General features: G+C 71.6%; 20 protein-coding genes. 4 read left to right on the top strand and 16 right to left on the bottom strand.

From position 1 onward, the window contains the following. Positions 1–137 precede the first annotated feature (137 nt). From ACS5PV_RS01220 to ACS5PV_RS01210, 3 genes are all read left to right on the top strand, one after another. Entirely contained in the window at positions 138–455 is a 318-nt protein-coding gene (locus tag ACS5PV_RS01220) for an Hpt domain-containing protein (protein ID WP_455393563.1), read from the top strand. Positions 456–597: 142 nt separating this feature from the next. Further along, positions 598–918, top strand: coding sequence for a 2Fe-2S iron-sulfur cluster-binding protein (locus ACS5PV_RS01215; protein WP_455393562.1), 321 nt, complete (start codon positions 598–600; stop codon positions 916–918). A 246-nt stretch (positions 919–1,164) separates the two neighbouring features. Beyond that, positions 1,165–2,217, top strand: coding sequence for a methyl-accepting chemotaxis protein (locus tag ACS5PV_RS01210; protein WP_455393880.1), 1,053 nt, complete (start codon positions 1,165–1,167; stop codon positions 2,215–2,217). A gap of 4 nt (positions 2,218–2,221) precedes the next feature. On the opposite strand, the gene ACS5PV_RS01205 is transcribed toward ACS5PV_RS01210, so the two are convergent. The 4 genes from ACS5PV_RS01205 to ACS5PV_RS01190 form a co-directional block, all read right to left on the bottom strand. After that, on the bottom strand, positions 2,222–3,397 hold the full coding sequence (locus ACS5PV_RS01205; RefSeq protein WP_455393879.1) for a vWA domain-containing protein: 1,176 nt from the start codon (positions 3,395–3,397) through the stop codon (positions 2,222–2,224). Positions 3,398–3,429: 32 nt separating this feature from the next. After that, positions 3,430–4,326, bottom strand: a complete 897-nt coding sequence (locus tag ACS5PV_RS01200) for a DMT family transporter (protein ID WP_455393561.1) — start codon at positions 4,324–4,326, stop codon at positions 3,430–3,432. Between the two features lie 7 nt (positions 4,327–4,333). Next, a complete protein-coding gene (gene hemF, locus ACS5PV_RS01195; RefSeq protein ID WP_455393560.1) occupies positions 4,334–5,230 on the bottom strand; it encodes an oxygen-dependent coproporphyrinogen oxidase in 897 nt (298 codons plus the stop codon). 90 nt (positions 5,231–5,320) lie between these two features. Further along, positions 5,321–5,776 (bottom strand): tRNA (cytidine(34)-2'-O)-methyltransferase, encoded by a 456-nt coding sequence (locus ACS5PV_RS01190; RefSeq protein ID WP_455393559.1) that lies wholly within the window; start codon positions 5,774–5,776, stop codon positions 5,321–5,323. Between the two features lie 123 nt (positions 5,777–5,899). Between ACS5PV_RS01190 and ACS5PV_RS01185 the strand changes: the two genes are divergently transcribed. Continuing rightward, positions 5,900–7,759 (top strand): ABC transporter ATP-binding protein, encoded by a 1,860-nt coding sequence (locus ACS5PV_RS01185; protein ID WP_455393558.1) that lies wholly within the window; start codon positions 5,900–5,902, stop codon positions 7,757–7,759. Between the two features lie 269 nt (positions 7,760–8,028). Here ACS5PV_RS01185 and ACS5PV_RS01180 read toward each other — a convergent pair whose 3' ends face one another. The 12 genes from ACS5PV_RS01180 to ACS5PV_RS01125 all read right to left on the bottom strand — a co-directional run bounded on the left by ACS5PV_RS01180 (position 8,029) and on the right by ACS5PV_RS01125 (position 17,905). Then, a complete protein-coding gene (locus ACS5PV_RS01180) occupies positions 8,029–8,541 on the bottom strand; it encodes a hypothetical protein (protein ID WP_455393557.1) in 513 nt (170 codons plus the stop codon). After that, entirely contained in the window at positions 8,538–8,765 is a 228-nt protein-coding gene (locus tag ACS5PV_RS01175) for a hypothetical protein (protein WP_455393556.1), read from the bottom strand. The genes ACS5PV_RS01180 and ACS5PV_RS01175 overlap by 4 nt, the downstream gene beginning before the upstream one ends. Before the next feature lie 21 nt (positions 8,766–8,786). After that, complete coding sequence (locus tag ACS5PV_RS01170; RefSeq protein WP_455393555.1) at positions 8,787–9,788, bottom strand: formate dehydrogenase subunit gamma; 1,002 nt, start codon at positions 9,786–9,788, stop codon at positions 8,787–8,789. A 9-nt stretch (positions 9,789–9,797) separates the two neighbouring features. Continuing rightward, positions 9,798–10,394 carry a formate dehydrogenase FDH3 subunit beta gene (fdh3B, locus tag ACS5PV_RS01165; protein ID WP_048442646.1) on the bottom strand — a complete coding sequence of 199 codons (597 nt, stop codon included), beginning with the start codon at positions 10,392–10,394 and terminating at the stop codon, positions 9,798–9,800. Positions 10,395–10,409: 15 nt separating this feature from the next. Continuing rightward, on the bottom strand, positions 10,410–13,352 hold the full coding sequence (locus ACS5PV_RS01160; protein WP_455393554.1) for a formate dehydrogenase subunit alpha: 2,943 nt from the start codon (positions 13,350–13,352) through the stop codon (positions 10,410–10,412). Positions 13,353–13,360: 8 nt separating this feature from the next. Then, entirely contained in the window at positions 13,361–13,597 is a 237-nt protein-coding gene (locus ACS5PV_RS01155) for a formate dehydrogenase (protein ID WP_455393553.1), read from the bottom strand. A gap of 34 nt (positions 13,598–13,631) precedes the next feature. Beyond that, on the bottom strand, positions 13,632–14,228 hold the full coding sequence (locus ACS5PV_RS01150; protein WP_455393878.1) for a TorD/DmsD family molecular chaperone: 597 nt from the start codon (positions 14,226–14,228) through the stop codon (positions 13,632–13,634). 132 nt (positions 14,229–14,360) lie between these two features. Continuing rightward, positions 14,361–15,191 (bottom strand): DUF3306 domain-containing protein, encoded by an 831-nt coding sequence (locus tag ACS5PV_RS01145; protein WP_455393552.1) that lies wholly within the window; start codon positions 15,189–15,191, stop codon positions 14,361–14,363. Beyond that, a complete protein-coding gene (locus tag ACS5PV_RS01140; protein WP_455393551.1) occupies positions 15,188–15,709 on the bottom strand; it encodes a DUF3305 domain-containing protein in 522 nt (173 codons plus the stop codon). Before ACS5PV_RS01140 ends, ACS5PV_RS01145 begins: the two co-directional genes overlap by 4 nt. Next, the gene (locus tag ACS5PV_RS01135) at positions 15,709–16,716 is read right to left on the bottom strand and encodes a DUF6352 family protein (protein WP_455393550.1); all 1,008 of its coding nucleotides are present in this window, start codon (positions 16,714–16,716) and stop codon (positions 15,709–15,711) included. The genes ACS5PV_RS01140 and ACS5PV_RS01135 overlap by 1 nt, the downstream gene beginning before the upstream one ends. Then, entirely contained in the window at positions 16,713–17,273 is a 561-nt protein-coding gene (locus ACS5PV_RS01130; protein ID WP_455393549.1) for a DUF6505 family protein, read from the bottom strand. Before ACS5PV_RS01130 ends, ACS5PV_RS01135 begins: the two co-directional genes overlap by 4 nt. Beyond that, entirely contained in the window at positions 17,270–17,905 is a 636-nt protein-coding gene (locus ACS5PV_RS01125; RefSeq protein WP_455393548.1) for a biotin/lipoate--protein ligase family protein, read from the bottom strand. Before ACS5PV_RS01125 ends, ACS5PV_RS01130 begins: the two co-directional genes overlap by 4 nt. Between the last annotated feature and the right edge of the window lie 213 nt (positions 17,906–18,118).

Below are 18,118 nucleotides of genomic sequence, written 5' to 3'. Positions count from 1 at the left end.
CGCTGTGGACAGCGTTCCACCGGATCCGCCGGAACCGCGCCGCCCACAGCCGCGCGCCGTGCACGACCTTGCGCCCGGCCCGGACTTGCAGGATCCCGCCCGCTGCCTTCCCACCGGAACCCACGACGAGACGCCCGATGGAGACGCTCCTCGACCGCGCGCACCTGGACCGCCAGACCTTCGGCGACGCCGACCTCGCCCGCGAGGTGCTGGGGCTGTTTTCCGGCCAGTGCGACCGCCTGATGCCCGGACTGGCCGATCCGGACCTGGCGCCCGAGGCCCGGGCCGACCTCGCCCACACCCTGAAGGGCTCTGCCCTCGGCGTCGGCGCCGCCCGGGTGGCGGCGCTCGCCGGGCGGCTCGAAGCGGCCCTGCGGGCCGGCGACGCGGAAGGCGCGCGCGCCATTGTGCCGGCGCTGATGCAGGCCGTGCGCGAGACGCTGGCGCTGCTGTGAGCCTCCGGCCGCGGGCCATGCTGCGGCGCGTGTGCCGCGCGACGCACGGCGCGCTTGCATTCCGGGGCGGCAGCCGCCAATCAGACCCCGCCGCGTCGTTACGTCCGATCCGCGGCCGCGCTCGAGGCTTCCGGAGTCCCAGATGGTCCAGATCACCTACGTCGATGCCGCCGGCACGCCCCGCACCGTCAAGGGCGAGGTCGGCTCGACCGTGATGGAGACCGCGATCCGCAACAACGTGCCGGGCATCGACGCGGAATGCGGCGGCGCCTGCGCCTGCGCGACCTGCCACGTCTATGTCGGCGACGAGTGGGCGGAAGCCGTCGGCCCGGCCGAGCCGATGGAGCAGGACATGCTCGACTTCGCCTCCGACGTGCGGCCGAGCTCCCGCCTGTCGTGCCAGATCCGCCTCAAGCCCGAGCTCGACGGCCTCACCGTGACCACCCCGGCCCGCCAGGGCTGAGGCATCGGGTGCGGCCGACGACCTCTCGTTCCGCAGGGGAACGGCACGCCTCACCTGCGGTTGAGCGGCGAGAAGGCCCGACTTCAGTCCCGACCACAGGAAGACATCCCGCGCGGGGCTGATCAGTCAAGCGGCCTAGACCGTGCCAATCGCGCACTTTGTTAAGCAGCGTCGTTCGAAGATCGACCGACATCCAGGGCCGAGACCCGGATCGGGAGATGCGCCGTGACGAACCAGGCCCGCGAGATGGGCGCCGAACGAGCGGGGGCGGGCTGCGCCCTGTCGGACATCGCCGCAGCGGCGACGACCCTGCGCCAGGCCGCGCACGACAAGACGCAGCGTATCCGCCAGATCACCAGCCAGGTGAAGATGCTGGCCCTCAACGCCCGCATCGAGAGCAGCCGGGTCGGCGAGCACGGGCGCGGCTTCACGGTGGTGGCCAACGAGGTCGGGGCCGTCGGCGAGGCGATCGCCGGCCTCGCCCGGGAGCTGGAGGCCGACGTCGACGGGCGCATCGTCGGGTTGCAGGATCAGGTCTCCCGGCTGGTGACCCGGGCGCAGGGGGAGCGCCTGGTCGACCTCGCCCTCAACGCGGTGGAGCTGATCGACCGCAATCTCTACGAGCGGACCTGCGACGTGCGGTGGTGGGCGACCGACGCGGCGGTGGTCGCCTGCGCGGCGAGCCCTTCCGCCGAGGCCGCGGCCTTCGCGGCGAAGCGCCTCGGCGTGATCCTGTCGGCCTACACGGTCTATCTCGATCTCTGGCTGTGCGACCTCGACGGCCGCATCCTCGCCACCGGCCGGCCCGACCGCTTCCCGGGCCTGCGCGGCGCGAGCGTGGCGGGGGAGCCCTGGTTCCGCCAGGCCGCCGCGCTCGCCTCCGGCGACGAGTACACGGCGGCCGACATCCGGGCGGAGGGCCGCCTCGGCGGCGCCCAGGTCGCGACCTACTGCGCCAGCGTGCGCCGGGACGGCGAGGCCGCGGGCCGCCCTCTCGGCGTGCTGGCGATCCACTTCGACTGGGCGCCGCAGGCCCGGGCGATCGTCCAGGGCGTGCGGGTGGCGCCCGAGGACCGGGCCCGCACGCGGGTGCTGCTCGTCGACGCCGCCCACCGGGTGATCGCCGCGAGCGACGGCGCCGGCCTCCTCACCGAGCGGCTGCGTCTCGACCTCGCCGGCCCCGAGAGCGGCGTCGTGCCGACGGCGGGCGGCCAGGGCCTCGTCGCCTATCACCGCACGCCCGGCTACGAGACCTACCGGGGCCTCGGCTGGTACGGGGTGATCGTGCAGGGGGCGTAGATCCTCAGCGCAGCAGCGCCCGGGTCGCCTGGTCGATCCCCTCCAGCGTCAGCGGATACATCCGGTCGGAGAAGATCTGCCGGATCATCGCGTTGGACTGCGAGTAGCCCCACTGCGCCTGCGGCACCGGGTTGAGCCAGGCCACCTTCGGGAAATGCGCCAGCACCCGCTCGAGCCAGACCCGGCCGGCCTCCTCGTTCCAGTGCTCGACCGAGCCGCCCGCCATGGCGATCTCGTAGGGCGACATCGCGGCGTCGCCGACGAACACCACCCGGTAGTCGGACGGGTAGGTGCGGATCACGTCGAGGAGCGGCGTCGCCTCCGTGTGGCGCCGGCGGTTCTCCTTCCAGACCTTCTCGTAGAGGCAGTTGTGGAAGTAGAAGTGCTCGAAGTGCTTGAACTCCGAGCGGGCGGCGGAGAAGAGCTGCTCGGCGAGTTCGACGTGCCAGTCCATCGAGCCGCCGACATCGAGGAACAGCAGCACCTTGACGGCGTTGCGCCGCTCCGGCCGCAGGCGCAGATCCAGCATGCCGTGGCGGGCGGTCTCGCGGATCGTGCCGTCGAGGTCGAGCTCCTCCGCCGCGCCGGTGCGGGCGAAGCGGCGCAGGCGGCGCAAAGCCAGCCGGATGGTGCGCGCGCCGAGCTCCGCCGAATCGTCGAGGTCCTTGAAGGTGCGCTGGTCCCAGACCTTCACCGCCCGGAAGTTGCGGTTGCCGTCCTGGCCGATGCGGATCCCCTCCGGGTTGGCGCCGTAGGCGCCGAAGGGCGAGGTGCCCCCCGTCCCGATCCACTTCGAGCCGCCCTGGTGGCGCCCCTTCTGCTCGGCCAGTCGCTGCTTCAGGGTCTCGAACAGCTTGTCCCAGCCGAGGGCCTGGATCTGCGCCCGCTCCTCCTCGGTGAGGTATTTCTCGGCGAGCTTGCGCAGCCACTCCTCGGGGATGGCTTGCGGCTCCACCGCCTCGCCCAGGCTGACCACGCCCTTGAAGACGCGGCCGAACACCCGGTCGAACTTGTCGAGGTTGCGCTCGTCCTTCACCAGGGCGGTGCGGGCGAGGTAGTAGAAGTCCTCCACCCGCTTGTCGGCGAGGTCGCGGTCGAGGGCGTCGAGCAGGGTCAGATACTCGCGCAGCGAGACCGGGACCTTGGCGGCGCGCAGCTCGGTGAAGAGGGTCAGCAGCATGGCGCCGATCAACGCGCCGGCGCGGCGATTGGTCAAGCCCTGTTCGGGACCGGCACCGGGTCGCGTCGCCGCGCCTCCGCCGCGAGGTTCCAGACGATGCCGCCGACGATCAGCCCGGCGCCGAGGAACAGCCACGGGTCGAGGGGTTCGCCGTAGAAGCGCCAGCCGAGGAGCGCGATCAGCGGAATGCGCAGGAAGTCGAGCGGCATGACCAGGATCGCGTCGCCGCGGCGATAGGCGCTGGTCAGGCACCAGTGCGAGGTGAGCCCGGCGATGCAGAGCGCCGCCAGCGCCAGCCCGTGCCGCCCCTCGAAGGCCTGCGCCGGCACCGCCGGGAACAGGCGGCCGGCCGCGAGGTTGAGCGGCAGCTGGATCAGGTTCATCCAGAACAGGATCGACAGTACGCTCTCGGTCCGGGTCAGCGTCTTGGTTGCGACCGCGGTCAGCGCGAACATCACGGCCGCGCCGAGCACTACCAGGCTCGCCGGCTGCAACGCCGCGACGCCCGGCCTCAGCACCACCAGCACGCCGAGGAAGCCGAGCCCCACCGCGGCGACCCGGCTCGCGGTCAGCCGCTCGCGCAGGATCAGGACGGCGAGCAGCGTGACCCAGGCCGGCGTGGTGAATTCGAGGGCGAAGACGACGGCGAGCGGCAGCAGCGTGACGCCGAGCGACCAGGCGTAGTTGCCGCCCCAGTGGACGAGGTTGCGGGCGAGGTGCAGCGGGAGCCGCCGCGCCGGCAGCGGCCGGCGGCGCAGGAGCGCGACCAGCCCGACGATCGCCACCCCGGCCCCCGCCCGGGCCGCCAGGATGTCGAACAGCCCGAGCGCCGGCGCCACCTCGCGCACCGCGATTGCCGTGGCCGAGAACGACAGCAGGGCGCCGGCCATCCACAGGACGACAGCGGCGAGGTCGGGGAGGGGTCTCACCGTGGATCTAGGGCCACCGCACCGTCGGCGGCATCGAGGACAGGATCGACGCGACGTTGCCGCCGGTCTTCAGCCCGAAAATCGTGCCGCGGTCGTAGAGCAGGTTGAACTCGACGTAGCGGCCGCGGCGGACCTGCTGCTCGTGGCGGTCGGCCTCGGTCCAGGGCGTCTCGACGTTGCGCCGCACGATCTCGGGGTAGACCCCGAGGAAGGCCTCGCCCACCTCGCGGGTGAGGGCGAGGTCGGCCGCCGGGTCGCCGGTCCAGTGGTAGTCGTAGAAGATGCCCCCGATGCCGCGCGGCTCGTCGCGGTGCTTCAGGTGGAAGTACTCGTCGCACCACGCCTTGTAGCGGGCGTAGTCCGCCGCCGGGTGCCTGGCGCAGGCCTGCTCGAAGGCGGCGTGGAAGGCGACCGTGTCGGGATCGTCCTGGCGACGGCGCCGGTCGAGGACAGGGGTCAGGTCGGCCCCGCCGCCGAACCAGGTCTTCGTCGTCACGACGAAGCGGGTGTTCATGTGCACGGTCGGCACGTGCGGGTTCCACGGATGGGCGATCAGCGAGATGCCGGTGGCGAAGAAGCGCGGATCCTCCGCCGCGCCCGGGATCTGGCCGCGGAACTCGGGGGCGAACTCGCCGTGCACCGCCGAGACGTGGACGCCGCACTTCTCGAACACCCGGCCGCGCAGCATCGCCATGGTACCGCCGCCGCCCGCCGCGCCGGAATGGTCCCGGCGCTCCCAGGGCGTGCGCTCGAACCGCCCCGGCCCGCCGGCCTCCGGCGCGAAGGGCCCTGTCGCCTCCTCCTCCAGCCGCTCCAGGGCGGCGCAGATCCGGTCGCGCAGGGCGGAGAACCAGGTGGTCGCCTCGGTCTTGAGCGCGGCGATGTCGGGGGCGGCGTCGGTCATGGCCCTCTCATCCCATACCGGCGGGCCAGGGCCAAGAGATCCTGTCGGCCAAGGGATCCCATCGGCCAAGGTATCCTGTCAGCCGAGCCGTCAGACGGCGCCGAGCTGGCGCAAGCCTTCGCCGAGAATCATCCCGGCCGCCACCGCGACGTTGAGCGAGCGCAGGCCGTCCCGCATCGGGATCGCCACCCGGGCCTCGGCATCGGCGTGGACCGCGTCGGGCACCCCGGCCGATTCGCGCCCGACCATCAGGCAGTCGCCGTCCCGGAAGGCGTGCGCGGTGTAGGGCACGGATCCGTGCGTGGTCGCGAGCACCAGCCGGATCCCGGCCTCCCGGCGCCAGGCGTCGAAGGCGGCGTAGGAGCGGTGGCGGGTGATCGCGACGTGGTCGAGGTAGTCGAGGCCGGAGCGGCGCAGATGGCGGTCCGAGACGTCGAACCCGGCCGGCTCGATGATCTCGACGGCAACGCCGAGGCAGGCGGCCAGCCGCAGCATCGTGCCGGTGTTCTGCGGGATGTCGGGCTGGTAGAGGGCGAGGCGCAGCATGGGTCCGGGATCAGCGGGGACGATGCCCCGTCATACCCTCGTCTTGCGCCTGCGGCATCGCCCCCCGGTTGGCGGGGACGCAACCCCCCATAGCTGAGACCTCCGTCACCTTCGGAAGTCCCCATGTTCCTCGACTGGCTCGAGCGCCGCATCGATCCCTTCGCCCCCTTCGAGGAGGCCAAGCGCCCGCCCGACACGGTGGCGGGCTTCGCCTGGTTCTACCTGCGGCCGGTGCGGGGGCCGCTCGCGATCCTGTTCTGCGTCGCGCTCGCCGCCGGCAGCGTCGAGGCCTCGCTCTACCTGCTGATGGGCTGGTTCGTCGACATCCTGGCCCGGTCCGGGCCCGGCACCCTGTGGCGCGACCACGGCACCGGGCTGATGCTGGCCGCCGGCCTGATCCTGGTGGTGCGCCCGGTCCTCGCCTGGCTGCACGAGGTGCTGTCGAACCAGTACGTGGTGCCGCAGACCACGTCGCTCATCCGCTGGCGCACGCACCTCTACACGCTGGGCCACGCCCTGTCGTACTTCCAGGCGGACTTCGCCGGTCGGCTCGCTAACCGGGTGACGCAGGTGGGCGTGGCGGTGCGCGAACTCGCCATCGTGGTGATCGACACCCTGCTCTACGTGGCGATCTTCGCCGTCACCGCGGTCAGCCTGTTCGGCTCGATCAGCCCGTGGCTGATGCTGCCGGTCGTCGCGTGGATCCTCGCCTATGCGGGGCTCACCACCTACTTCGTGCCGCGGGCGCGGGCGCGCTCGCTCAAGGTCGCCGACACCCGCTCGGTCCTCGTCGGGCGCATCGTCGACAGCTACACCAACATCCTGACCGTCAAGCTGTTCGCCCGCGACCGCGAGGAGCGCTCGGCGGTGCAATCCGCCACGGTCGACCACACCGACGCCTACCTGCACTCGTTCCGCCTCATCACCGCGGTCACCGGCACGCTCTCGCTCCTCAACAGCATCCTGATCGTGGCGACCGCCGGGGTGGTGCTCGCCCTGTGGTCGCACGGGCAGATGACGACGGGGGAGGGCGCGGCGGGCCTCGCCCTGGTGCTGCGGCTGATCGCGATGTCGGGCTGGGTGATGCAGACCGTGCGCGGGCTGTTCGAGAATATCGGCGTGGTGCAGGAGAGCATGAAGACCATCGCCCTGCCCCACGCGCTGACCGACACGCCGGGCGCCCGCGACCTCGCGGTGACCGGCGGCGCGGTGAAGTTCGAACGCGTCAGCTTCCATTACGGCCGGGAGGAGGCCGGGATCATCGAGGACCTGAGCTTGCGGATCGCACCCGGCGAGAAGGTCGGGCTCGTCGGCCCGAGCGGGGCGGGCAAGACGACCCTGACCTCGCTTCTCCTGCGCCTGCACGACCTCGAGGGCGGGCGCATCCTGATCGACGGGCAGGACATCGCCGGGGTGACGCAGGCCTCGCTGCGCCGGCAGATCGCCGTGGTGACGCAGGACACCTCGCTCCTCCACCGCTCGATCCGCGACAACATCGCGTATGGCCGCGAGGACGCGACGGAGGCCGAGATCGTCGCGGCGGCGAAAGCCGCCCACGCCGACGCCTTCATCCGCGACCTGACCGACCACAAGGGCCGCGGCGGCTACGACGCCCAGGTCGGCGAGCGCGGCGTCAAGCTGTCGGGCGGGCAGCGCCAGCGCATCGCCATCGCCCGGGTGATCCTGAAGGACGCGCCGATCCTGATCCTCGACGAGGCGACCTCGGCCCTCGATTCGGAGGTCGAGGCGGCGATCCAGAACTCCCTCGACCGGCTGATGCAGGGCAAGACCGTGCTCGCCATCGCCCACCGCCTCTCGACCATCGCGGCCCTCGACCGGCTGGTGGTGCTGGATCGCGGGCGGATCGTCGAGGAGGGGCGGCACGCCGACCTCGTGAAGGCCGGCGGGCTCTACGCGCGCCTGTGGGCGCGGCAATCCGGAGGGTTTTTGGGGGAGGACGAGGAGCGGGTGGCGGCGGAGTAGGGGAGCGGCCTCGCGTACAGCAATCCGAACGCCGGCACGCTCTCCTCGATCACGCGCCCGTATTGCCGCCCTCCTCGTCATCCCGGGGCCGCGCAGCGGAACCCGGGATCCATAACCGCCGAGGGCTCAAAAGAAATCGGCGTGCGTTCCGCTCCGTCCTGCAACGTCAGCGGTTATGGATCCCGGGTTCTCGCCTTCCGGCGAGCCCCGGGATGACGTCGAGGGTCATCGGGACTGGCGGAGAACGCTCAACGACCCGCCGGCGTCGATCACTGTTGCGCAAAGAACTTCGGATCGAGCGCCGACAGCGCCAGCAGCGGCGCCGGCATCACCACCCCGGCCTTGCGCATCGCCCGCGCCGCGGCGCGGCAGGCCTGGACATCGTTGGCTCCTGCCGCGGCGTCGACCTGCGCCACCTGCTCCGGGCTCGGGCCCTTCTGCGCCGGCGCGCCGCTGGGGGCGGGTGCGGCCTGGGATGGAGCCTGCGCCTGGCCCTGCGGCCCGGCCGCACCGGGCCCGGTCTGCGCCACCGGGCCGCTGAGGCCCGACTTCTGCTGGACCTCGCCGGCGCCGCCGCTCGGCTGCTGCGCCGCGCCCTTGTCGGGGGCCTGCACGGCGGCGGGGGCCGGCTGGGCTGCGCCGCCTGCCGGTGCGTCGGGTGCCTTCGGGTGCACGAAGGCGACGAGTTCCTGGCACAGGTTGGCCGGCGGGCCGGCGGCCTGCGCGGCACCGACCGAGACGGCGAGGCCGGCAGCGGCCAGGATGATGCTGACGCGGCTCACGATCCCGCCTCCGCCTTGTGGCCGGCCGGCTTGTGGGTGCCTTGGCCGGGCTCCTTGATGTCGCCGGTCCAACGCGGGCCGACGAGGTTGGTGCCCGGATCCGAGACCCGGGCGCCGGAGGTGGCGAAGGCCTGATAGGCGAAGCGCTGGTTCTCGGCGAGCAGGAAGCTCGCCGCGGTCGCCAGGACGACCGCCGCCACGACGGCGATCAGGAAGGCTTTCATCGCTGTCTCCGCACCTTGTCCTTATTCCGCCGGAACCTGACCACGGCCGAGCTGCGGCCCGCTCGCGGTCTTCGCCTGCTGCTCCTCGACCCAGAGGTCGTGGTGGACCTTGGCCCAGGCGAGATCGACCTGGCCGCTGCCCATGGCATCGTAGGCGCCCTCCATGCCGAGGGACCCGATGTAGATGTGGGCCAGGATGCCGGCGATGAACACCACGCCGATCAGCGAGTGGATCACCTGCATGATCTGCATCCCGTTGATGTCCGTGAACGCGAACGGGAAGATCATCATCAGGCCGGTGGCGCCCATGGCGAAGCCGAAGCCCACCACCATCCAGAACACCATCTTCTGGCCGGCGTTGAAGCGCCCGGCGCTCGGATGCGCGTCGCCGAGCAGGCCACCGCCCTGCTTGAGCCAGATCCAGTCGATCTTGCCCGGGATGTTGTCACGCACCCACAGCACGAGCATGAACACCACGCCGAGCATGAACGGCCAGGCGAGATAGATATGCGCGTACTTGGCGTATTGCGCCAGGGTGGCGAACGCTTCCGGCCCGATGATCGGCATCAGCAGCCGCTTGCCGAAGATGTAGTTCAGGCCCGACAGCGACAGGATGATGAAGCAGCTCGCCGTCATCCAGTGCGAGAAGCGCTCGAAGCTGTTGAAGCGCAGGAGCTTCTTGCCGGACTCCTCGCTGTGCTCGAGGCGGATGCGCCCGCGGGTGAAGTAGAACAGGCCGAGCGCGGCGATCATGCCGAGCACGGCGAGCGCGCCGATCCACGGCAGCCAGGATTCGCGGAACTCGCGCCATTCCCGCCCCTGCGGCTGGATCAGGTTGGCGGCGGTCGGGTTCGGGATCGAGATCCGCCCGTGGATCTTCGGATCCTGCTTGAACAGAAGCTCCTCGTTGACCGAGGAGGCGGTCGGGTTCGGGGCGCCGTCCGGCGCGCGCACCTGGGCGCCGGCGGGGCCCGCCAGCATCAGGGTCGCCGCCACGAGGGCGATGGAGGTCAGCCTGCGCATCGGTATCCCTCAGATCGCGATCGTCTCGCGGTAGGCCGTCTTCCAGCCCCACGCGCCCGAGCCGTAGCCGCGCTTGATCACCCGCTCCTTGTAGATCTGGGCGATCATCTCGCCGTCACCGGCGAGCAGCGACTTCGTCGAACACATCTCGGCGCAGAGCGGCAGCTTGCCTTCCGCCAGGCGGTTCGAGCCGTACTTCTCGTACTCGGCGACCGAGAGGTCGACCTCGGGGCCGCCCGAGCAGTAGGTGCACTTGTCCATCTTGCCCCGCGAGCCGAAGTTCCCGACGCGGGGATATTGCGGCGCCCCGAACGGGCAGGCGTAGAAGCAGTAGCCGCAGCCGATGCACAGGTCCTTGGAGTGCAGCACCACGGCGTCGGCCGTGGTGTAGAAGCAGTTCACCGGGCACACCGCCGCGCAGGGCGCGTCGGTGCAGTGCATGCAGGCCATCGAGACCGAGCGCTCGCCGGGCTTGCCGTCGTTGAGGGTGATGACCCGGCGACGGTTGATGCCCCACGGCACCTCGTGCTCGTTCTTGCAGGCGGTGACGCAGGCGTTGCACTCGATGCAGCGGTCCGCGTCGCAGAGGAACTTCATTCTGGCCATGAGGATCCCCTCCCTTTACGCCGCGCTGATCTGACAGAGGGTCACCTTGGTCTCCTGCATGCCCGTCACGGGATCGAAGCCGTAGGTGGTGACGGTGTTGACGCTCTCGCCGAGCACCACCGGGTCGGCGCCCTTCGGGTAGAAGTCGCGCATGTCCTTGCCCTGGAACCAGCCCGAGAAGTGGAACGGCATCCAGGCCACGCCCTTGGCGACGCGGTCGGTGACGAGCGCCTTCACCTTGGCCTTCGAGGTGTTCTCCGGACCGTAGACCCAGACGAACTGGCCGTCCTTGATGCCGCGCTCGGCGGCGTCCTGGGTGTTGACCTCGACGAACATGTCCTGCTGCAGCTCGGCGAGCCAGGGGTTCGAGCGCGTCTCCTCGCCGCCGCCCTCGTACTCGACGAGGCGGCCGGACGAGAGGATGATCGGGAACTCCTTGGCCACCCCGCGGTCGACCGCCGCCTTCTGCACCGAGAAGCCGACATTCGGCATGCGGAACTGCCGCTCGTCGGGCCGCGTCGGGTACTTGGCGACGAGGTCGGGCCGGGGCGAGTAGATCGGCTCGCGGTGGACCGGCACCGGGTCGGGCAGGTTCCAGGCATTCGCCCGCGCCTTGCCGTTGCCGAACGGGATCACGCCGTGGTCGAGGCAGACCCGCTGGATGCCGCCCGACAGGTCGGTGGCCCAGCTGACCGTATCCGGGTTGTTGCCACCGATCCGCTGGATCGTCGCGAGCTCGTCCGCCGTCAGGTCCTTGTCCCAGCCGAGCTTGCGGAACACCCCGAAGGTGAATTCGGGGTAGCCGTCGGTGAGGTCGGAATCCTTGGTGAAGGAATCCTCCGCCAGCAGCGTCTGGCCGTTGCGCTCGGTGCCGAACCGGGCCCGGAAGGTGCTGCCGCCCTCCTTCACGTGCAGCGACGTGTTGTAGAGGATGTGGGTGCCCGGATGCTTCAGCTCGGGCTTGCCCCAGCACGGCCACGGCAGGCCGTAATAGTCGCCGCCGACCTCCGGATCGTCCTTCGGCGCGCGGAGCGTGACGAGGTCGAACTTGTGCTGGTTCTTCATGTGCGCCTTCAGGCGCTCGGGGCTCTGGCCGCAATAGCCCGTCGACCAGCCGCCGCGGTTGATCTCCCGCAGCAGGTCCTCGGCGTCGGGCACGCCGTCGACGACCTTGATGTTCTTGAACAGACTGTCGGCAAAGCCGAGCTTCTGGGCCATCCGGTAGATGACCTCGTAGTCATTCTTCGACTCGAAGGCCGGCTTGACGATCTGCTCGCCCCACTGGAGCGAGCGGTTCGAGGCGGTGCGCGACCCGTCCATCTCGAGCGAGGTGCAGATCGGCAGGAGGTAGGTGTTGTCCTTGCGGGCGTCCATCGCCGCGAAGGTGGTCGGATGCGGGTCGGCGACGACGAGCAGCTCCAGCTCGGCCATGCCCTTCACCGCCTCGGGCATCCGGGTCACGGTGTTGCCGCCGTGGCCGAACACCATCATGGCCTTGAGCGGCGTGCGCTGGTCGACCTGGTCGGCCGGCAGGCTCACCGCGTCGAACCACCGGGTCGAGGTGAGACCGGGGGTCTCCATGTTCTCCTTGCGCGAGCGCGCCTTGCGGCCGGCGCTGGCGGGCACCTCGTCGAAGCGCGACTGGAGCCAGTCGTACTCGACCTCCCAGACCCGGGCCCAGTGCTTCCAGCCGCCCTCGACGAGGCCGTAATAGAGCGGCAGCGTCGTCACATCGAGGCCGAGATCGGTCGCGCCCTGGACGTTGGTGTGCCCGCGGAAGATGTTGGCGCCCGTCCCCGGCTTGCCGACGTTGCCGGTGGCGAGGCACAGGATGCAGAGCGCCCGCACGTTGGCGGTGCCGACGGTGTGCTGGGTCGCGCCCATGCACCAGATCAGGGTGGCGGGCTTCTCCTTGGCGAACAGTTCGGCGACGCGCTTCAGCTGCTCGCCCGGCACGCCGGAGACCCGCTCGACCTCGTCGGGCGTCCACTTGGCGACTTCCTTGCGGACGTCGTCCATCGCGTAGACGCGTTGCTCGATGAAGGCCTTGTCCTCCCAGCCGTTCTGGAAGATGTGCCAGAGGATGCCCCAGATCACCGGGATGTCGGTGCCCGAGCGGATCCGGACGTACTCGGTCGCGTGCGCGGCGGTCCGGGTGAAGCGCGGATCGATGACGATCATGTTGGCGCGGTTGATCTCCTTGCCCGACAGCACGTGCTGCATGGAGATCGGGTGCGCCTCGGCGGGATTGCCGCCGAGGATGATCATCGTCTTGGCGTTGCGGATGTCGTTGTAGGAATTCGTCTGGGCGCCGTAGCCCCAGGTGTTGGCCACGCCCGCCACCGTGGTCGAGTGGCAGATGCGGGCCTGGTGATCGACGTTGTTGGTGCCCCAGTACGCCCCGAACTTGCGGAACAGGTACGAGGCCTCGTTGGTGAACTTGGCCGAGCCGAGCCAGTAGACCGAATCCGCACCGTTCTTGTTGCGGATCGCCTGGAGCTTGTCGGTGATCTCGGTGATCGCCTGGTCCCAGGAGATCCGCTGCCACTCGCCGTTGACGATCTTCATCGGGTAGCGCAGGCGGCGGTCGCTGTGGACCAGCTCCCGGATCGCCGCGCCCTTGGCGCAATGCGCCCCGCGGTTGATCGGGCTCGCCCAGGATGGCTCCTGGCCGACCCAGACTCCGTTGACGACCTCGGCCGTCACCGTGCAGCCGACCGAGCAGTGGGTGCAGACGTTCTTGCGGATCACGGCCTGGGCCGGGTCGGCGGACGAGCCGGCGGCCTGGGCCTGCCGCACCGCGCCGAGCCGCACCGTGCCGAGGGCCGCGAGCCCGCCGGCGGCCAGCCCCGATTTCCGCAGGAAGCCGCGGCGGTCGAGGGTGTGGGCGGTCAGGCCCGCGGCGAGGGCCTGGTGGCTGCCGCGGCCCGCCACGCCGTTCCTGCGCTTGGTCAGCATCGACGGTCTCACTTCTTCAGCGTCTCGTAGCCGTTGGTGCGGTAGAAGGCCTTGACGTGATCGGTCTCGCGGTAGCGCGACCGGGTCTCGGCATTGCCGGGGTCGTAGGCCTGCGCCTCGGTGGGCGTGAGCGGCACGGAGGCGACCGCGGCCGCCGCCGCGGCGGTGCCGCCGCCGAGGGCGCGGAAGAACTGCCGCCGTCCGAGCCCCGCGCCGTCCTTCCGGGTATCGTCGTCCTGCCGCATCGCGGCTCTCCTCTGTGTGACCGCGCCGTCCACCTCACGCCTCCATGGCGAAGGCTTCGGCCTCGACCGTCGTGAACACCTCGCCGAGTTCGCCGACGGCCCGGTAGAACGGCGTCGCGGCCTGCGCCGCGACGTCGGTGAAGAAACGCCCGATCCACGGCTTCAGATGCCGCTCGAAGAAGCGGTGATCGGCCCCGTCCTCGGCCGGCAGACGCCGCCCCGCGAGGGTCGCCATCACCTCGAGCAGGGTGGCGGCGTGGTCCTCCGGCTCGCTCGATCCCGGATCCCGTTCGAGCCCGAGTTCGGCGAGGTCCTGGCGCACCCGGGCGAGCGGCCGCTCGTTGAGGAAGCCGGTGAGATAGTACGAGGCGTAGGGCATGATCAGCCCGCGCCCGACGCCGACGAACAGCGCGAAGTAGTCGCGCCCGACGGCCCGGTGGTCGGCCTCGCGGGCCGCACGCCCGAGCGCGGCGTGGGCCTGGCCGAGCGGCGAGCCGTCGCCGTCGAGCCCTTGCAGGCCGGCGAGCAGGTCCGGTGCCGGCGCGCGGCCGAGCAACGCCGCCAGGAGGTCGTATTCCTGCGCGCGCAGAGCGTCGATCTCGTCGGTCGGACCGGGGCCCTGGTTCACCATCACCTCGCGCAACGCGGCTTCGTTCCCCGGGGCTGCCGACGCTCGATCCTCTCCATCATTTGGAGGATGCAGCACCCCGTGGCCGGCACCATACCGGGGAATCCATGGCGCACAATTCTACTTTCTAACGCTTCAAATCGGTACGGCCCCGCCATGACGTCGCAGGCGGGGCGGGGAGGGGGGCGATGACTCCCGCTCCGCTTCCGGCTCCCGACCGGCCGGTGCGAGGCGCGGGCTTCCGTCCAACGGAGGCAAGGAGGCGAGGGGGAGATGCGCGTCGCCTCTCCCCGCGGGCGGGGAGAGGGCTCCGGCGACCTCGTCGTCGACGGAGCGAGGCGGCGCATCGATCCCGTAGGGCTCGACCCGACGGTGAGGGGGTGGTTCCGGGGGAACCTCGTCCGTCGAGACCCCCTCACCCTCGCGGCGAACCTGCGGTTCGCTGCGCGGGCTCCCTTCACCCCCGACGAGGGGGGTGCAGGCCTCTTCCCGCCCGCGGGGAGAGGGGGAAGGCGCGACGTCTCCGGAAACGTCGCCCTCGTCGGCGACCGCGGAGGATTTCTCCTCCCCACCGCCGAACACCCGCTCCACCATCGCCCGCACCTCCTCGGCGGAGATCAGGCCTCCCGTCCCCGGCACGCCGCCGGGGGTGTTCCAGTCGTAGGCGTATTCCCGCGCCTCGCTGACGAAATCGCGGATCGCCGGATCGACCGACCACATCCGGCGGAGCGCCGCGTTGCGCAGCGCCCGCGGCACGCCGGCGCGCAGGAACGGCGTCAGGTCGGTCGCGGCGGTCAGCGCGTCGAGGGAGGGGAGCTGCGCCAGCTCCTCGGGCGTGAGGCCGGCCTCGTCCTCGGGCGGCACAGAAGCGGGCTCGGCCGGCACGGCCTCGGGGGCGACGTCCGCCGGCCGGCGCGCCTCGTCGCGCTTGCGTCGCGACCAGCGGGCGAGGAAGCCGTCGCTCACGGCTCCTCCGGCCGGCGCCGCCCGCCGGCCCCCTGGTGGGCGCCTTGCCGCGCCAGGGCCTCCGGATCGGCCCGGTCGCGCTTGCGCTTGTGAAAGACCCGCTCGACGTGGAACGCCCGGTAGAACGCCCCGACCTCGGCCTGGATCTCCGGCGGCATCGGCACCGCTTCGACGATCTCGCCGATGCCCTCGGCGAGCGATTCGCCCTCGTAGGGATCGGCCGTCACGGTCGCGACGGCGTAGGTCTCAGGGCTGGTCTCGCGCAGGGCGACCCAGAGCGAGGGCTGCGCCGCCGCGAGGTTGTCGCCGTAATGCGCGGTCTCGGCCGGGTGCAGCTCGATCTCGTAGGCGCCGGCGTAGAACGTCTCCTCGTCCTCGGAGGCCGAGAGGCGGGTCCAGGGCGCCGTACCGGGCAGCCCCGGCAGCACCGCGACGGGAAGCCAGGCGTGGCTCGCCCACGGCCCCTTCAGCTTGCGCTTGGCGACGACGACCCCGACGGAGATCAGCTGCGTGCTCATCAGGCCTCTCCCGCCTGGACAACGGGAAGGCCCGCGACCAGGTTCTGCGGCTTCATCGTCACGAGGCGGTCCGGGGTCATGGCGAGCATCAGGTAGACCGGCCGGTCGCCGACGCGCGGGTCGGCCCGGGCCGCATCGCGGATCACGAGCCGGAACAGCGCGATCACCCGCTCGGCGGCACCCGGCTCGACGGTCTCCCCGCGCCACAGGGCGTTGCCGATCCGCGTGCCCTCCTGGTCGAGGCCGACGAACCAGCGCCAGTCCCGGTCCTCGATCGCCGGAACCGGCGCGACCTCGACCTCGACCGCCATGAGGTGGTGGACGAAGGCGCGAATCGCCCGCGCCAGCCCCTCGCGGCTCCTCGGGTCGGAGCCGAGGTTGAGCGCCATGCTGAAGGCGTCCGATCGGCTCCAGTAGGTCCAGGCGTTGTCGGCGGTCAGGACGTCGAGCTCGGAGACCGGCTCGCGCCCGAGCATCGCGACGAGCGGCGACTGGCGCCCGGCCCCCTCCGCCTCGTCGATCAGCTCGGCATCGGCCAGCAGCAGCGACCCGTCGGTCACGGAGGCCCGCTGCGGGCGGAAGAACAGCTCGGCGGCGCGCAAGGTATGGGGGTCGTCGCAGCCGTCGAGGGCGTTGCGCAGGATCAGGTGGACGAGCTGGTTGAGGAACAGGATCGGGGTGCCGGCGCTCCCGCGCCGGACGAGGTCGAGATAGGCCGCCTCGACGGTGCGGGCAGCGAGCAGCCGGTCGCGGAAGGCGAGGATCATCGCCCAGTTCTCGCGCGCGTCGGCATCCTCAAGCGCCGCGATCTCGGCCGGCGTGACCGGCCGGCGGGGATCGGCGAGCAGCGCGGCGTGGAGCGCCCGCTCGGCGGCGCAGGCCTCGTCGGGCGGCACCAGCTCGGGCCGGGCGAGGTAGGCCAGCAGCAACTCGTCGGTGACGACGAGCCCGCCGCCCGCGTCGCGCCGGGTGAGGTGGTGCCCGCTCGAGACCCAGAACTCGGTCATCGGGGTTTTCCGTCCAGCAGACCCGCGAGGTCGACCCGCTCCTCGGGCGCCTCGTCGGACTCGTAGAAATCGAAGGCGCGGGCATAGGCGTGGCGCCGGTCGCTTCCCGGCACCGCGTCCTCCCGCGGGCGCAGGGCCCGGAACCGCTCGCGGATCTCGCCGTCCTCCAGCGTGCGGTGCAGCGCCAGCACCGTGCCGACCGGCGGGCCGCAGAGCGATTCGGCGACCGCGATCTCCTCCCGGGCGGCGGCAAGCGCGCTGTCCCGGTCCGGCGCGCCGAGGCGGGCCTCGAACTGCGCCGCCAGCGCCGCGGTCGCGGCGTCGCGCTCGAGCCGGCTCGCCTCGCTCACCATCACCAGGGTCGAGAAGCCGAACGAGTCGATCCCGACGAAGCCGGCCCGGAACGCCGCCCGCTCCTTGCCGGCGAGCGCCGCCGGATCGCCGTCGAGGAACAGGAAGCTGCCGGTCACCGCCCACTCGCCCGGCGGGGCGGCCAAGGGGAAGACCAGGGTATCGGAGGGGTCGAGCCGCAGGGTGCGGGGAAGCTTGAGGCTCACAGGCGCGGGCCTCCCCGAGTCGGATCGAACCAGCCGGTGCCGTCGAGGCGGAGCATCGCCGGATCGGCATCGAGGGTGTCGCGGGCCCGCGCGAGGGCCGACGCGGGCCCGTCCTCGGCCCAGAGCGAGAGGCCGCGCAGGAGGTGGCGGGCGAAGCTCTCGACGAGCGCGTCGGCGCCGGTCTCGAAGCCCTCCTCCTCCAGCGAGGTCGAATCGGGGGTGTGGCCGGGATCGCCCGCCTCGCGCTTCGAGGCGATCAGCATGGCGGAGAAGACGAGCCAGTCCGGCACCGCGTCCTCGGCGCAATCGCGGGCCCAGGCCAGGCGCCCGCCGCCGAGGCGGGCGCGGTCGAAGTGCAGGGCGCCGCCCGCGTCCAGCGTCACCGGCTTGTCGGGCGGGGCGTGGCTGCCGACCGCCTCGGCGAGCGCCGTGAGGCCGACGAGCCCGACGAGGCGGGCGGTCGCCAGCGGCTCCTCGGGCGCCAGCACCACCGCGACCTCGATCGTGCCGGGCCGGGCGCCGAGCACCAGGGTGCCGGCGGCCCCGTCGTCGTCGGCCGCCAGCGCGCAGGCCCGGTCGTGCGCCGTCTCGGCGGCGCTCGCGCGCAGGAGCCGGAAGGCGGGCGGCAACATCAGGCCTTGGGGATCCGCGAGGGTCATGAGGGGGATGGCGGTGCCTGCGCGCACGTGTCGGGTCGTTCTTTTTAACGGCTCGTATATAGCGCTGGACCGGTGAACAAGGGGCATGACGCCCCAGGGGGCGGCGCCCGGCAGGTCCGGCCGCGCGCCCGGTCGGAGACGCGTGTGGTGTCGGATCGGATCGTGATCGCCTGTTCCTGCGAGGGC

The sequence above is a fragment of the Methylobacterium sp. Gmos1 genome, from assembly GCF_053764715.1.
This window is presented reverse-complemented; position numbering and strand designations above follow the sequence as displayed.

Coding starts and splice junctions, on each gene's coding strand:
- ACS5PV_RS01220 (WP_455393563.1), top strand. CDS start 138: ATGGAGACGCTCCTCGACCGCGCGCACCTGGACCGCCAGACCTTCGGC.
- ACS5PV_RS01215 (WP_455393562.1), top strand. CDS start 598: ATGGTCCAGATCACCTACGTCGATGCCGCCGGCACGCCCCGCACCGTC.
- ACS5PV_RS01210 (WP_455393880.1), top strand. CDS start 1,165: ATGGGCGCCGAACGAGCGGGGGCGGGCTGCGCCCTGTCGGACATCGCC.
- ACS5PV_RS01205 (WP_455393879.1), bottom strand. CDS start 3,397: ATGCTGCTGACCCTCTTCACCGAGCTGCGCGCCGCCAAGGTCCCGGTC.
- hemF (WP_455393560.1), bottom strand. CDS start 5,230: ATGACCGACGCCGCCCCCGACATCGCCGCGCTCAAGACCGAGGCGACC.
- ACS5PV_RS01190 (WP_455393559.1), bottom strand. CDS start 5,776: ATGCTGCGCCTCGCCCTCTACCAGCCCGACATCCCGCAGAACACCGGC.
- ACS5PV_RS01185 (WP_455393558.1), top strand. CDS start 5,900: ATGTTCCTCGACTGGCTCGAGCGCCGCATCGATCCCTTCGCCCCCTTC.
- ACS5PV_RS01175 (WP_455393556.1), bottom strand. CDS start 8,765: ATGAAAGCCTTCCTGATCGCCGTCGTGGCGGCGGTCGTCCTGGCGACC.
- ACS5PV_RS01170 (WP_455393555.1), bottom strand. CDS start 9,788: ATGCGCAGGCTGACCTCCATCGCCCTCGTGGCGGCGACCCTGATGCTG.
- fdh3B (WP_048442646.1), bottom strand. CDS start 10,394: ATGGCCAGAATGAAGTTCCTCTGCGACGCGGACCGCTGCATCGAGTGC.
- ACS5PV_RS01160 (WP_455393554.1), bottom strand. CDS start 13,352: ATGCTGACCAAGCGCAGGAACGGCGTGGCGGGCCGCGGCAGCCACCAG.
- ACS5PV_RS01155 (WP_455393553.1), bottom strand. CDS start 13,597: ATGCGGCAGGACGACGATACCCGGAAGGACGGCGCGGGGCTCGGACGG.
- ACS5PV_RS01150 (WP_455393878.1), bottom strand. CDS start 14,228: ATGGTGAACCAGGGCCCCGGTCCGACCGACGAGATCGACGCTCTGCGC.
- ACS5PV_RS01140 (WP_455393551.1), bottom strand. CDS start 15,709: ATGAGCACGCAGCTGATCTCCGTCGGGGTCGTCGTCGCCAAGCGCAAG.
- ACS5PV_RS01135 (WP_455393550.1), bottom strand. CDS start 16,716: ATGACCGAGTTCTGGGTCTCGAGCGGGCACCACCTCACCCGGCGCGAC.
- ACS5PV_RS01125 (WP_455393548.1), bottom strand. CDS start 17,905: ATGTTGCCGCCCGCCTTCCGGCTCCTGCGCGCGAGCGCCGCCGAGACG.